The 14,333-nt window shown below is 64.9% G+C and carries 12 protein-coding genes; 3 read left to right on the top strand and 9 right to left on the bottom strand.

All coding sequences use genetic code 11. The features are described 5' to 3' along the window. The first annotated feature begins 35 nt into the window (after positions 1 to 35). Entirely contained in the window at positions 36 to 983 is a 948-nt protein-coding gene (tal, locus tag DFR45_RS08645) for a transaldolase (protein WP_114483311.1), read from the top strand. 69 nt (positions 984 to 1,052) lie between these two features. Here tal and DFR45_RS08640 read toward each other — a convergent pair whose 3' ends face one another. The 4 genes from DFR45_RS08640 to DFR45_RS08625 all read right to left on the bottom strand — a co-directional run bounded on the left by DFR45_RS08640 (position 1,053) and on the right by DFR45_RS08625 (position 4,864). Beyond that, positions 1,053 to 1,688, bottom strand: coding sequence for an L-threonylcarbamoyladenylate synthase (locus tag DFR45_RS08640; RefSeq protein ID WP_114483310.1), 636 nt, complete (start codon positions 1,686 to 1,688; stop codon positions 1,053 to 1,055). Positions 1,689 to 1,702: 14 nt separating this feature from the next. Continuing rightward, a complete protein-coding gene (locus DFR45_RS08635) occupies positions 1,703 to 2,569 on the bottom strand; it encodes a 3',5'-nucleoside bisphosphate phosphatase (protein ID WP_114483309.1) in 867 nt (288 codons plus the stop codon). 166 nt (positions 2,570 to 2,735) lie between these two features. Then, the gene (locus DFR45_RS08630) at positions 2,736 to 3,578 is read right to left on the bottom strand and encodes a TauD/TfdA dioxygenase family protein (RefSeq protein ID WP_114483308.1); all 843 of its coding nucleotides are present in this window, start codon (positions 3,576 to 3,578) and stop codon (positions 2,736 to 2,738) included. After that, positions 3,575 to 4,864, bottom strand: coding sequence for a CaiB/BaiF CoA transferase family protein (locus DFR45_RS08625; protein ID WP_114483307.1), 1,290 nt, complete (start codon positions 4,862 to 4,864; stop codon positions 3,575 to 3,577). The genes DFR45_RS08630 and DFR45_RS08625 overlap by 4 nt, the downstream gene beginning before the upstream one ends. 162 nt (positions 4,865 to 5,026) lie before the next feature. Between DFR45_RS08625 and DFR45_RS08620 the strand changes: the two genes are divergently transcribed. Together DFR45_RS08620 and DFR45_RS08615 are read left to right on the top strand one after the other, a co-directional pair. After that, on the top strand, positions 5,027 to 5,791 hold the full coding sequence (locus tag DFR45_RS08620) for an enoyl-CoA hydratase-related protein (RefSeq protein ID WP_114483306.1): 765 nt from the start codon (positions 5,027 to 5,029) through the stop codon (positions 5,789 to 5,791). A gap of 1 nt (position 5,792) precedes the next feature. After that, positions 5,793 to 7,211 carry an MmgE/PrpD family protein gene (locus DFR45_RS08615; protein WP_114483305.1) on the top strand — a complete coding sequence of 473 codons (1,419 nt, stop codon included), beginning with the start codon at positions 5,793 to 5,795 and terminating at the stop codon, positions 7,209 to 7,211. A 77-nt stretch (positions 7,212 to 7,288) separates the two neighbouring features. Here the strand turns inward: DFR45_RS08615 and DFR45_RS08610 are convergent, their stop codons facing one another. From DFR45_RS08610 to DFR45_RS08590, 5 genes are all read right to left on the bottom strand, one after another. Then, positions 7,289 to 8,068, bottom strand: coding sequence for an alpha/beta fold hydrolase (locus DFR45_RS08610; RefSeq protein ID WP_114483304.1), 780 nt, complete (start codon positions 8,066 to 8,068; stop codon positions 7,289 to 7,291). Between the two features lie 38 nt (positions 8,069 to 8,106). Next, positions 8,107 to 9,339: an acyl-CoA dehydrogenase family protein gene (locus DFR45_RS08605; protein ID WP_114483303.1), complete on the bottom strand. Its 1,233-nt coding sequence runs from the start codon at positions 9,337 to 9,339 to the stop codon at positions 8,107 to 8,109. Positions 9,340 to 9,445: 106 nt separating this feature from the next. Then, positions 9,446 to 11,095: a cyclohexanecarboxylate-CoA ligase gene (locus tag DFR45_RS08600; RefSeq protein ID WP_114483302.1), complete on the bottom strand. Its 1,650-nt coding sequence runs from the start codon at positions 11,093 to 11,095 to the stop codon at positions 9,446 to 9,448. A gap of 50 nt (positions 11,096 to 11,145) precedes the next feature. After that, a complete protein-coding gene (locus DFR45_RS08595) occupies positions 11,146 to 12,798 on the bottom strand; it encodes a cyclohexanecarboxylate-CoA ligase (RefSeq protein ID WP_114483301.1) in 1,653 nt (550 codons plus the stop codon). Between the two features lie 109 nt (positions 12,799 to 12,907). Next, a partial coding sequence (locus DFR45_RS08590) for an AMP-binding protein (protein ID WP_114483300.1) occupies positions 12,908 to 14,333 on the bottom strand: 1,426 nt, incomplete at its 5' end.

The following is a 14,333-nucleotide window of genomic DNA, read 5'->3' as shown; positions in this document are numbered from 1 at the left end:
CATCTGCGCTGTCAGCTTTTTTCATTCGTTTTGCCATGAACCAGCTCGAAGCCCTCAAACAATTCACCACCGTGGTTGCCGACACCGGCGACTTCCAGCAGCTGGCGCAATACCAGCCGCGGGACGCCACGACCAACCCCTCGCTGATCCTCAAGGCGGTGCAAAAACCCGAATACGCGCCGCTGCTGCAAGCCACGGTGGCGCGCTGGCGCGGGCAGCCCCTGGACGAGCTGATCGACCGCCTGCTCGTGCGCTTTGGCTGCGAGATCCTGGCCATCATCCCGGGGCGCGTTTCCACCGAGGTCGATGCGCGCCTGAGCTTCGACACCAGCGCCACCGTGGCGCGCGCCGAGCGCCTTGTCGAGCTCTACCAGGCCGAAGGCATCCACATCGACCGCGTGCTCATCAAGATCGCCTCGACCTGGGAGGGTATTCGCGCGGCCGAGCAACTCGAGCGCCGCGGCATCCACACCAACCTCACGCTGCTGTTCTCGTTCTGCCAGGCTGTGGCCTGCGCGCAGGCCAAGGTGCAGCTGATCTCGCCCTTCGTCGGGCGCATCTACGACTGGTACAAAAAACAGGCCGGCGCGCAGTGGGACGAAGCCGCAATGGCCGGCGCCAACGACCCCGGCGTGCGCTCGGTGCGCGAGATCTACAACTACTTCAAGCACTTCGGCATTCCCACCGAAGTCATGGGCGCGAGCTTTCGCAACGTGGGGCAGATCATTGCGCTCGCGGGTTGCGATCTGCTCACGATCGCGCCCGAGCTGCTCGCGCAACTCGCCGCGAGCGAGGCGCCGCTGCAGCGCGCGCTAGACCCCGAAGCCGCACGTGCCATGGACATCACGCCCGTGCAGTACGACGAACCGGGCTTTCGCTTCGCGCTCAACGAGGACGCCATGGCCACGGAAAAGCTCGCCGAGGGCATCCGCAACTTCTGCGCCGATACGCGCAAGCTCGAGCAGCTGGTGCTAGTGCAATAAACTACTCAAAACGTAGCTGCTTGCGCAGGCTACACAAGCGCTAGAGACCAAAAAGGCCACAAAAAATGCTCAAAGCCCCAGCGCTTCGAGGCTGCCGCGACCCTCGCGCAGCACCACGGGCTCGCCGCCCGTGGCCATGGGCACGAGGTCGATCACCGTGGTGGGCTCGGCGGGGCAGGGGCCGGCATCGACCACGGCGTCCACCAGATGCTCGTAGCGCGCGCGGATGTCCTGTGCGTCGTTTAGCGGCGCGCTCTCGCCCGGCGGGATCAGGGTGGTCGCGAGCAGCGGCGCGCCGTGCAGCTCGAGCAGCATCTGCAGCCCTTTGTGTGCCGGCACGCGCAGGCCTATGGTCTTGCGCTGCGGGTGGCTCACGCGGCGCGGCACTTCCTTGGACGCTTCGAGGATGAAGGTGTAAGGCCCGGGCGTGCCGAGCTTGAGCAGGCGGTATTGCCGGTTATCGACGCGCGCATAGTTCGCGAGCTGCGAAAGGTCGCTGCACAGCAGCGTGAGCAGGTGCTTGTCATCGACCTGGCGCACGCGGCGCAGGCGCTCCACGGCCTGCTTGTCGTCGAGCTGGCACACGAGCGCGTAGCTCGAATCGGTGGGCACGGCAAGCACGCCGCCTTGCTGCAACAGTGCCGCAGCCTGGCGCAGCAGACGCGGCTGCGGGTTGTCGGGGTGGACTTCAAAGAACTGGGCCATGCTCGTTCCTCGCTTCAGGCAGGATGCTGGATGCGCGCTTCGAGCAAGTCCCACACCGAGGCGAGCCCTGCAGGCTGGCGCGGCAGGCAGCCGAGGTCGTAAGAGGATTCTTCGGGGCTGTGAAAATCGCTGCCGCGCGACGCCGCCAGGCCAAACTCCTGCGCCATGCGCGCATACCTTGCGTATTCGGCCGACGTGTGGCTGCCTGTGACGACTTCCACGGCCTGCCCGCCGTGCGCGCGGAATTCGGAAAACAGCGCATATTCCTCGTTTGCGGTGAGGCGGTAGCGCGCGGGGTGCGCGATCACGGCCACGCCGCCCGCGCCGACGATCCAGCGCACCGCGTCGCCAAGCGCGGCCCAGCGGTGCGGCACGTAGCCGGGCTTGCCTTCGGTCAGGTATTTGCGAAACACCTCGGGCGTGTCGCGGCACACGCCGGCTTCGACGAGAAAGCGCGCAAAGTGCGTGCGCGAGATCAAGTCCGGGTTGCCCACGTAGCGCAGCGCGCCTTCGAATGCGCCCTCGATGCCGTGCGCGGCAAGCTGCGTGGCCATCTCGCGCGCGCGCTGCTCGCGCCCACCGCGCGTGGTGGCCAGGCCCTGCACCAGCGCCGCGTCGTCGGGGTCGAACCCCAGGCCGACGATGTGCACTGTCTCGCCCGCAAAGCTCACGGAAATTTCGGTGCCGCAAAGGTAGGCCATGCCCTGGGCGCGCGCCGCGGCCGCGGCGCGGTGCTGGCCGCCAACCTCGTCGTGGTCGGTCAAGGCCCAGAGGTCAACGCCATTGGCGCGCGCCCGCGCCGCCAGCGCTTCGGGCGTCAGGGTGCCGTCGGAGACGACGGAATGCGAATGCAGGTCGGGGTTTTGGTAAGGCGATGTCACGCAAGAATCTTACGCGAGCGCACGCAGGCAGGTGGCAGTGGGGTTAACCAGTGCGGCGGCGCTTTCATAAGAATAGCTGCTTGCGCTTGCTGTACCTTGTCAAAAGGCCAAAATCGTTCCAAAAAACCGTTCCAAAAATATGACGCCGCCGCGCTTGCCGCGCGCTTCAGCGCCGCGGCTTGTCCCCCGCCAGGGTGATGCGGTGCAGCACGCGGCGAAAGCCGTGGTAGTCGTTGACCGGGGAGTGGTGCGTGCAGCGGTTGTCCCACAGCGCGAGCGAGCCCACGCGCCAGCGGAAGCGACAGGTGAATTCCTCCTTCTTCTGGTGCGCAAACAGCCATTGCAGCAGCGGCGCGCTTTCTTCCTCGGTCATGCCGGCAAAGCGCGCCGTGTGCGCATAGTTGACGTACAAGGCCTTGCGCCCGGTTTCGGGGTGCGTGCGCACCACGGGGTGCGTGGCTTCGTACTGGCTCGCGGCGTCGCTGCGCCCGACTTCGGCGAGCCGGTCTTCTCGCGTGCGCGTGGTGTCGGCCTTGGCCGAGGTGTTCACGGCGTCCAGCCCGTCGAGCAGCTTTTTCATGCCCTCGGACAGGGTTTCATAAGCCAGGTACTGGTTCGCAAACAGGGTGTCACTGCCGTAGGGCGGCACCTCGCGCGCGAGCAGCAGCGTGGCCATGGGCGGGCGCTCGAGGTAGGCCGTGTCGCTGTGCCACACGCCGCCGAAGTTGACCTTTTCGTGTTCGAGCTTCTTGATCTCGATGATCACGGGGTAGTCCGCGAGCCCCTTGACGAACGGGTATTCGACCGGCGTGCCCCAGCCCTCGGCAAAGGCCAGGAATTGCGCGCTCGACAGCGGCTGGTCACGGAAAAAAATGACGCCATGCTCGAGCCACAGCGCGCGCAGCGCGGCGCGTTCGGCGGCATCGAGCGGGCGCGACAGATCGACGCCAAAAATCTCGGCCCCGATGGCGCCGGCGAGGCGTTCGACCTTCCAGTTGGCAGTGCTCACGGTTTGCTCTCCTTCTTTTCTTGCTTGGGTTCGTTGTTGAGTTGGTTCGGATCAAAGCCGCATTCGCGCAGCACCTCTTCGGTGTGCTCGCCCAGGCGCGGTGCTGGCGCGAGCGCGCCGACCTCGTAGCCCACCCAGCGCGCGGCCGTCCCGAAGGTAAGCATGGGCCCTTCGCTCGGGTGCTCGACCTGCTGGAAAAAGCCCACGGCCGCGAGGTGCGGGTCGTCGAACAGTTCTTCTATGGTGTTGACCGGGCCCGCAGGCAGGTCGATTCGTGCAAACAGGTCGAGCCAATGCGCGGTGCTCTGCGTGCGCAGCGTCTGCGCGAGAAAGCCATAGACCTCGTCGATATGGCGCGTGCGGCTCGCCAGGCTCGCAAAGCGCGCGTCGACCAGCAGGTCTGCACGCCCGATGGCGCGCAAAAAGCGTTGCCACTGGCCGTCGTTGTAAACCATGGCGCACAGGTAGCCGTCGCTGGTCTCGTAGGGCCGGCGGCTCGGCGACAGCAGGCGGCTGTAGCCGGCCTCGCCCGTGGGTGGCACGAAACTGCGGCCGTAAATGTGGTCGGACAGCACCACGCCCACCATGGTCTCGAACATGGGGATGTCGATGCGGCAGCCGCGCCCCGTGCGCTCGCGCGCAAAGAGCGCCATGGCCACGCTGTGTGCGGCGTGCAGGCCGGTCATACGGTCGGCGATGTTGAGCGGCGCGTAGCGCGGCACCTCGGCGCCCGCGCGCTTTTGCAATGCTGCCACGCCCACGGCGCCCTGGATCAGGTCGTCGTAGGCCGGCCGCCCGGCGTAGGGGCCCTCCTCGCCGTAGCCATAGACGCCGCACCAGATGATGCGCGGGTTGATCGCAGCGACGCTGTCGTAGTCGAACCCGAGCCGCGCGACCGAGGCCGGGCGCAGGTTGTGCACGAACACGTCCGCCGTCTCGAGCAACCGGCGCATCGCGGCCTTGCCCGCGGGCGTCTTCAAGTCCAGCACCACGCTGCGCTTGTTGCGGTTCAGGTGCAAGAACATCGGCCCCATGCCCGCATGGCGCGCCGGCCCGATCGCGCGCGTGGAGTCACCCTCGGGCGATTCGATTTTGACCACGTCGGCACCGTGATCACCAAGGATTTGCGTCGCATAAGGCCCCATGAGCACCGCGCTCAGATCGATCACGCGCACGCCTGCGAGCGGCGCAGCCCCGCTCCGGTTTTGCCCTGTATTCGCCCTGAATGCTTCTTTTTCGTGAGCTTCTGACGCAGTATTTTCGTTCGTTTGAGCCGTTTTTAGCATTGTCCCAAGTCCCCTTGTTTCATACTTTCCGGCACGGGTTCAGGCATCTCCCAAAGGGATGCCACAGCCCTGCCTCTATACTTCGAAAGTGGGTCAGAATACCAAACAATCGTTTGATAGTCTGCTCTTTTTTCCAACCAGCACCGCACGGAGACAGCCCCCATGAGCAGCAATGAGCTTCTGTATGAAGTCAAAGACGGCATCGCCTTCATCACCATCAACCGGCCCGAGCGCCGCAATGCATTGAGCAATGCGGTACGCCAGGGCTTTTTTGACATCTGGCGCCGCTTCGAGGCCGACGAAACGGCGCAGATCGCCATTCTTTCCGGCGCTGGCGAGAACTTCTGCGCCGGCATGGACCTGGTCGAAGCCGCCGACACGCAGCTGCGCATCCCGCCGCCGGGCTTCATGCCGGTGCTCGGCGACAACATCGAAGTCACCAAACCCGTGATCGCTGCCGTGCATGGCTACGCCTACGCGGGCGGCTGGCTGCTCGCGCAAATGTGCGACCTGTGCGTGGCCGACGAGACCGCCAAGTTCGCCATCACCGAAGCCAAGGTCGGCCGTGGCATGCCCTGGGCCGCACCCGTGATCCACATGCTGCCGCAGCGCATCCTCATGGAAGTCGCGATGACGGGCGAGCCCTTGAGCGCGCAGCGCGCCTACGAGCTCGGCTACATCAACCGCCTGATGCCCAAGGGCCAGGCGCTGCAAGGCGCGATCGAACTCGCGCAAAAACTCATGGCCAACGCGCCGCTCACGGTGCGCGCCGCCAAGGAGATGGTGCGCCTCTCGACTGAAATGGGCCGCACCGCAGCACTGCGCGCCTCGAACCACGCCTTCGCCACGGTGTACCTGAGCGAAGACGCGCTCGAAGGCCCACGCGCCTTCCGCGAAAAACGCAAACCCGTCTGGAAAGGACGCTGACATGACCACGCCCGCCACCACTGCCTCCGACGTTGCCACAGCGCCCGCGGCCACGGTGCCCGGGCTCACACGCGCGCTCGCCGCGCGCAGCGCTGCGCTGCACCATGCCGATCTGCCGCCCGCCGTGCGCCTGCTCGCGCGCCAATGCCTGCTCGACTGGATCGGCGTGGCGCTCGCGGGCGCCTGCGAGCCTTTGGTGCACATGCTCGCCGAAGAAGCGCGCGAGCAGGGCGGCCACGCGCAGGCCACGGTGATAGGCCACGCGCTTGCCACCTCGAGCCGGCAGGCGGCGCTGATCAACGGCGCGGCCTCGCACGCGCTCGACTACGACGACGTCAACATGGCCTGCACGGGCCACCCTTCGGTCGCACTGATCCCGGCCCTGCTCGCCTTGGCCGAGACGCGCGGCGCAAGTGGGCGCGACTTTCTCACCGCCTTCGTCGCCGGTTACGAAACCATGTGCCGCATCGGGCGCACCAGCGGCGACGCGCAATACGCGCGCGGCTTTCACACCACGGCCACGCTGGGCACGCTGGGCTCGGCCGCGGCCTGCGCGCACCTGCTGGGCCTGGATGCCGAAGACACGGCCACGGCCCTGGGCATCGCAAGCACCATGGCCGCGGGCCTCAAATGCATGTTCGGCATCATGTGCAAGCCCTTGCACGCAGGCCGCGCGAGCGCCGACGGCCTGCACGCGGCCCTGCTTGCTGCGCGCGGCTTCACGAGCCGCCCCGACGCGCTCGAATGCCCACAGGGCCTGATCGCCACGCACGGCGGCACACCCAGCCTGGACATTGCGCTGGCCGCGCCCGCAGGCGGCTGGCACCTGCTGCACAACCTGTTCAAGTTCCACGCGGCCTGCTACGGCACGCACGCCGCCATCGAGGCTGCGCGCCAGCTGCGCGCACAGCACCAGCTCACGCCTGCCGACATCGCCCACGTGCAGGTGCGCGTGGGCGCGAGCAGCGAAGGCGTGTGCAACATCCCCGAGCCGCGCACCGGCCTCGAAGCCAAGTTCAGCCTGCGCCACACCGTCGCCATGGCACTGGCCGGCGTGGATACGGCCGGCCTCGATGCCTACACCGACGAATCCGTGGGCCAGCCCGAGGTTGCCGCGCTGCGCCAGCGCATCACGGTCGAGCTCGTGCCCGAATGCCCGGGCCTCACGCTCAGCGAAGTGATCGTGCACACGGCCAGCGGCACCACGCTGCGCCAGCAGCACGACAGCGGCCGCCCCGCGAGCGACCTGCAGGCGCAGCAGCAGCGCCTCGAAGAAAAGTTCCACCGCCTCGTCGATCCGGTGCTCGGCGCCGCGCAAAGCGCGCGCCTGGTCACGCTGGTGGCGCAACTCGAAGACCTGAGCGACCTCTCACCGCTCGCGGGCATGCTGGCCACGCCTGCCTCGTGCTGCGCGGATTGAGAGGCTGAGCCCGGGCACCTCGTCCGCCAAAGTTCTCCCACGCCTGGCGCACTGCAGCGCGCGTCAGGCCGTGCCGCTCAAGCTTGACCGATGCGTGCGATCAGGCGCTGCAGCTGCGCAATAGTTTCGCCGCGCGCGCGCTGCTGCGGATGGTGCCCCTGCCCGGCCAAGGCAAGCACTTCGAGCGACATGCTGCCGTGCGCGAACAAGGCGAGCGCACTCGGACGCCAGCCGTATTCATCCTGATTGCCAAACAGCGCCGACACCGGGCAGCGCACTGCGGCGATCTCGGCGTTCATGTTCCACTCGAGCGCTTTCTGGCTGGCCCAGGCGTTGAACCAGCCCCAGAACATCGCGTCCGTGCCCGCGCCGTGGTAGCGCTCGAGCTTTTCGCGCAGCCCCTCCTGCTCGTAGGCACGCCGCGCATTCGCCATGGCATCGACCATGAACTGGTCTATGGCGATGGTGGGCGAGCAGCCCATGGCGCCGCAGACCACGTCGGGATGCGCCGCCGCGGCCAGCACCGACATCGCGCCGCCGTCGCTGTGGCCGAACATTAGCGCCTTGCGGATGCCGAAGTGGTGCAGCACCTCGCCCAGCACCGGCCCGGCCTCTTCGCGCCGGTAGCTGGGCTCGCGTCCGCCCACCAGCGGCTCCGAGCGGCCATAGCCGTAGCGGTCGTAAGCGAGCACCGGCCAGCCCGTGGCCTCGACGATCACTTGCGGCAGGTCTTTCCAGGTGGCGATACAGTCCAGCCCGCCGTGCATCATCACGATGGTGGGCCGGTCACCACCGACCTCGCCCCAGGTGCTCGCCGCGAGGCGATGGCCGCCCACCATGAATTCATGGTCTTTCATTCCTGTCTCCTTGTGACCTTTGTGTCACCTGCTGGTTTTCAAAAATCGACGTGACCGCCGAGCAATTGGCGCGCGATGGTGCGGCGCTGGATTTCTGCCGTGCCGTCGGGGATGCGCATCACACGTGCATAGCGGTAGCCCTCTTCGAGGCGCAGCTCGTTCGTCAGGCCCATACCGCCGTGGATCTGGATGCTGCGATCCATCACACGGCCCAGCATTTCGGTCGAGAAGGCCTTGACCATGCTGACCTGCGCGGTCGCGTTGCGCCCCGTATCGAGGCGCCAGGCGCAGTTCTGGATCATGTTCTTGGCCGCGTAGATGTCCATCGCGCTCTCGGCGAGCATGAACTGGATCGCCTGGTGCTCGGCAATCGGCACGCCGAAGGTCTTGCGCACCTTGGCGTATTCGGTCGCCTGGTCGAGCGCCCAGCGCGCCAGCCCCAGACACGACGCTGCCATGCCCATGCGCCCCGTGTTGACGCCGTCCATGGCCACTTGCAGGCCGCGACCGACTTCACCGAGCCGGTGGTCATCGCGCACGCGCACGCCCTCGAGCACGATCACGCCCGTGTCGCCGCCCAGATGCCCCATGGTGTTGATGACGCGCGGTACCGAAAAGCCCGGCGCGCGCGTATCGACGAAAAAGCCCGTCACGCCGCCCTTGTGGCGCGCTGCGGCTTCAGGGTCGGTGAGCGCAAACACCATCGCATAGTCGGCATAAGGTGAATTGGTGATCCACTGCTTGGTGCCGGTGATCACCCATTCATCGCCGTCGCGCACGGCGCGCGTCTTCATGCCGAACACGTCCGAGCCTGCATCGGGCTCGCTCAGACCGAAGCACAGCGTCTTTTCGCCGCTCGCAATACCCGCGCCATACAGCGCAAACACTTCGGGCTTCAAATAACGCAGCACCGGCGACAAGCCGTTGGTGAAGGGAGACGAAATCACCACGGTCTGCACCAGCGGATGCCCCGGGCCCACGCGGTGGTTCAGCGCCTCCTGGATGTGCGCCATCGCCAGCGCGCCCTGCCCGCTGCCGCCCAGCGACTCGGCGCCGAACAGGTTGTAAAAGCCGAGCTCGGCCGAGCGCATACGCACCTGGCGCCGCAGCGCAAGCACCTCGGGCACGTAGCGGCCCTGCGCGTCGAACATCGTGCGCTCGCTACCCAGGAGCTCGCGGTGCTGCTCCTCGAGCGGGAGCACCTCGCGCTCGACGAAGCGCAGCAGCGCCTCGGCAATCGCCTGGGTGTCGGAATCAATCGTAAAGTCCATGGGGTATCTCTCGTTGGGTGGCCAGGATCAGAAAAAGCCGCCGCACGCCTGCCCCTGACGCCAAAGAGTGGGGAGGCGGGCGCGCAAAGCGGGTCTGACGGAAACCTCAGGCCGTCTTGAACTGCTCTTTGGCCATTTCACGCAAGCGGAATTTTTGGATCTTGCCGCTGGGTGTGCTCGGCAAGGTTTCAGAAACCGCGAGGAACTCAGGCCAATATTGCTTGGCCATCTGATGCTCGGCAAGAAAACGCTGCATTTCTTCCATCGTGAAGCTGTGCCCGGGGCGCAGGATCACGTAAGCAGCAGCGCGCTCGCCCAGGCGCGGGTCGGGCACGCCGACCACCGCAGCCACCTGGATCGCGGGGTGCTTGTGCAGCAGCTGCTCGACCTCGACCACGGGGATGTTTTCCCCGCCGCGGATGATGATGTCCTTGGCGCGGCCGGTGATGCGCACGTAGCCATCGGGGTCGAGCTTGCCCAGGTCGCCCGTCTTGAACCAGCCTTCTTCGTCGGTGTCGAACTTTTCGGGGCGCTTGAGGTAGCCCACGAATTGCCCCGGCCCGCGGGACTGTATCTCGCCCTCTTGTTCCGGCCCCAGCACCTTGCCCGTATGGTCGACGATGCGCAACTCCATACCAGGAACCGGTACGCCGTCAGTGCCAAAAACCTTTTCTGGCGGATCTTCGAGCCGCGTCGAGGTGACGAGCAAGTTCTCCGTCATCCCATAGGCCGAGATGATGTGCGCTTTGAGGCGCTCGGTCGCACGTTGCACGAGCGCACGCGGGATCGGCGCTCCCGCTGAGAGAAAAATATCGAAAGTGGAGATGTCGTACTTCGGCAGCGCCGGATGGTCGGTGAGGTCGGCCATGAAAGGCGTGGCCGCCATCATGAAGTTCACGCCCTCGTCCTGGATACGCCCCAAGCCCACTTCTGGATCCCAGATGTCCTGCAACACCATCTTCCCGCCAAGGGAAAGCGGCATCTCCATGCCGACGAGAAAGCCCGTTTGGTGCGCCATGGGCGATGGCATGAAGAACACATGGTCGCCCGTCAAACGAAAGCGTTGGACGATTTGTCTGAGATTCGCGAAGTGGGTGTTCGAAGTATGTAGCGCGCCTTTCGGCTCGCCCGTGGTGCCCGAGGTGTAGAGCAGCTCCATGACCTCGTTGGGCTGCATGCGCCGGTCTTTGAGCATCTTCTCGGCGTCGGGGATTTCTTGTTCCCAGCGCCGCTCGAGAAAGTATTTCTCGAACGAAGCATCGCCACTGCCGCCCACCGCAAACACGTGCTCGAGCTTGGGCAGGTTGGGTTGAATCTCACGCACCATCGCCAGGTGGTCGAAGCCGCGCCAGTTCTGCGGCACGATCATGACTTTGGTTTCCGCCAGGCCCAGCATGAAGCTGAGCTCGCGGTGGCGGAAGATCGGCATCACGGGGTTGGTGACGGCGCCCACGTGCAGGCAGGCCAGGTGCAAGGCCACGAATTCCCACCAGTTGGGCAGTTGGTACGACACCACGTCGCCGCGCTCCACACCCAGCGAGATCAGGCCCAAAGCGATGCGTTTGGAGGTTTGCAGCAGCTGCCGGTACGAGACAGAGTTTTTGCGCCCCGTCATGCTGTTGATGTCGGTCACCGCGACTTTGTCGAGGCGCGAGGGCGCGACTTCGTCGAGGAAGTCGAGCAGCGTTTTGTTGTGCCAGTGGCCACTGGCTTGGTAGCGCGCTTGCAGATGGGGGGGCAGTTGGGATTCGAACATATGCAGAAGTCTCCTTGGGATCAGAAAAAAGAAAAGAAAAAATAACTAAATCACTGCGGAACTTTGAACTGCTCTTTGGCCATCTCGCGCAGGCGGAATTTCTGGATCTTGCCGCTGGGCGTGCGCGGAACGTCTTCACATACCGCGAGAAACTCGGGCCAATATTGCTTGGCCATCTGGTGCTCAGCAAAAAAGCGCTGCATCTCCTCCATCGTGAAGCTGTGCCCAGGACGCAGGATCACGTAGGCTGCGGCGCGCTCGCCCAGGCGCGGGTCGGGCACGCCGACCACAGCTGCGGTATGCACCGCGGGGTGCTTGTGCAGCAGCTGCTCGACCTCGACCACGGGGATGTTTTCGCCGCCGCGGATGATGATGTCCTTGGCCCGGCCCGTGATGCGCACGTAGCCGTCAGCGTCAATGCGCGCGAGGTCGCCCGTCTTGAACCACCCCTCCTCGTCCATACCGTAGAGCTCGGGACGCTTGTAATAACCGACGAAATGGTTTGGGCCCCAGGATTGCAATTCGCCTTCCTGATCCACGCCAAGCACCTTGCCCGCAGGATCGACGACACGAATCTTCATGCCCGGCAGCGGCAGCCCATCGGTACCAAAAACTTTCTCAGCAGGGTCTTCGAGGCGCGTGGTCGTGACGATGAGGTTTTCCGTCATGCCCCAGACCGAAACGATGTGCGCCTTGAGACGCTCGGTCGCACGCTGCACCAACGCACGTGGGATCGGTGCGCCACCGCAGATAAAAATCTCGAAGCTCGACAAATCGTATTTGGGCAATGCCGGATGGTCGGTCAGGTCTGCGAGAAAGGGCGTCGAGGCCATCGTGAAATTCACGCCTTCATCCTGGATACGGGCGAGCCCCACCTCGGCATCCCAAACATCCTGCAGCACCAGCTTGGCGCCCAATGCCAGGGGCAGCTCCATACCGGCAAGGAAACCTGTTTGGTGCGCCATCGGCGAGGGCATGAAGAACACGTGATCGCCCGTCCTGCGAAAACGCTCCTTGAGGGTCATGACATTCGAAAAATGGGTGTTGGGCGTATGCAGCGCCCCCTTGGGCTCGCCCGTGGTGCCCGAGGTATAGAGCAGCTCCATGACCTCGTTGGGCTGCATGCGCCGGTCTTTGAGCATCTTTTCGGCATCGGGGATTTCCTGCTCCCAGCGCCGCTCGAGAAAGTATTTCTCGAACGAGGCGTCGCCGCTGCCGCCCAGGGCGAACACGTGCTCGAGCTTGGGCAGGTTCGGTTGAATCTCGCGCACCATCGCCAGGTGGTCGAAGCCGCGCCAGTTCTGCGGCACGATCATGACCTTGGTCTCGGCCAGGCCCAGCATGAACGTGAGCTCGCGATGGCGGAAGATCGGCATCACGGGATTGGTGACGGCACCCACGTGCAGGCAGGCCAGGTGCAGGGCGACGAATTCCCACCAGTTGGGCAGCTGGTACGACACCACGTCGCCACGCTGCACGCCCAGCGAGATCAGGCCCAGGGCGATGCGCTTGGAGGTTTGCAGCAGCTGCCGGTACGAGATGGAATTTTTGCGCCCCGTCATGCTGTTGATGTCGGTCACCGCGACTTTGTCGAGCCGCGAGGGTGCGACTTCGTCGAGATAGTCGAGCAGCGTCTTGTTGTGCCAGTGGCCGCTCGCTTGGTAGATTTTTTGTAATTCTTGACTCATTTGTGAAGTCATCATGTCTCAGGTCTCCTTGGAATAATGAAAAGGGAATGGAACGCGCACAAACCAGCCGCTGCCATGAAGCAATGCGCTTGGTTGAAGCTGGCTTGTGCACATCGTGCAACACCTACTGCGGCGCCTTGAATTGCTCTTTGGCCATCTCGCGCAGGCGGAATTTCTGGATCTTGCCGCTGGGCGTGCTCGGCAAGGCTTCGGACACGGCCAGGAACTCGGGCCAATACTGCTTGGCCATCTGGTGCTCGGCAAGAAAGCGCTGCATTTCTTCCATCGTGAAGCTGTGGCCCGGGCGCAGGATCACGTAGGCGGCGGCGCGCTCGCCCAGGCGCGGGTCGGGCACGCCGACCACGGCGGCAACCTGGATCGCGGGGTGCTTGTGCAGCAGCTGCTCGACCTCGACCACGGGGATGTTCTCGCCGCCGCGGATGATGATGTCCTTGGCCCGGCCCGTGATGCGCACGTAGCCATCAGCGTCAATGCGTGCGAGGTCACCCGTCTTGAACCAGCCTTCGGCGTCGGTGTCGAATTTTTCCGGGCGCTTGAGGTAGCCGACGAAATTGCTCGGGCCGCGTGACTGCAATTCACCCTCCTGGTCCACGCCCAGCACCTTCCCCGCCGGATCGATGACGCGAATTTCCATCCCCGGCATGGGCACGCCGTCGGTGCCAAAGACTTTCTCGGGTGGATCGTTCAGGCGCGTGGTGGTCACGAGCAAGTTTTCCGTCATGCCCCAGCCAGAAACGATATGCGCCTTGAGGCGCTCGGTGGCGCGCTGCACGAGCGCACGCGGGATCGGTGCACCGGCAGAGATGAACACCCGCAATGAAGAAACGTCGAATTTGGGCAGTGCCGGGTGATCGGCCAGATCGGCCAGAAAAGGGGTGGCCGCCATCATGAAATTTACGGCCTCGTCCTGGATGCGCCCCAGGCCGACCTCTGCGTCCCAGATGTCCTGCAAAACGATCTTGCAGCCCAACATCAGCGGCGTTTCCATGCCGATACCAAAGCCAGTCTGGTGCGCCATCGGTGAAGGCATGAAACAAACATCGTCAGAGGTCAGCTCCATGCGCTTGGCAATCTGCGTCAGGTTGGCAAAATGGGTATTGGGCGTGTGCATTGCCCCTTTCGGCTCCCCTGTGGTGCCCGAGGTGTAGAGCACCTGCATCACCTCGTTGGGCTGCATGCGCCGGTCTTTGAGCATCTTTTCGGCGTCGGGGATTTCCTGCTCCCAGCGCCGCTCGAGAAAGTATTTCTCGAACGAGGCGTCGCCGCTGCCGCCCAGGGCGAACACGTGCTCGAGCTTGGGCAGGTTGGGTTGAATCTCGCGCACCATCGCCAGGTGGTCGAAGCCGCGCCAGTTCTGCGGCACGATCATGACCTTGGTCTCGGCCAGGCCCAGCATGAACGTGAGCTCGCGATGGCGGAAGATCGGCATCACGGGGTTGGTGACGGCACCCACGTGCAGGCAGGCCAGGTGCAGGGCGATGAATTCCCACCAGTTGGGCAGCTGGTACGACACCACGTCGCCACGCTCC

The sequence above is a fragment of the Extensimonas vulgaris genome, from assembly GCF_003337425.1.
GTDB classification, from domain to species: domain Bacteria; phylum Pseudomonadota; class Gammaproteobacteria; order Burkholderiales; family Burkholderiaceae_C; genus Extensimonas; species Extensimonas vulgaris.
Note: the sequence above shows the minus strand (reverse complement) of the source record. Positions and strands in the feature narration are given on the sequence as shown.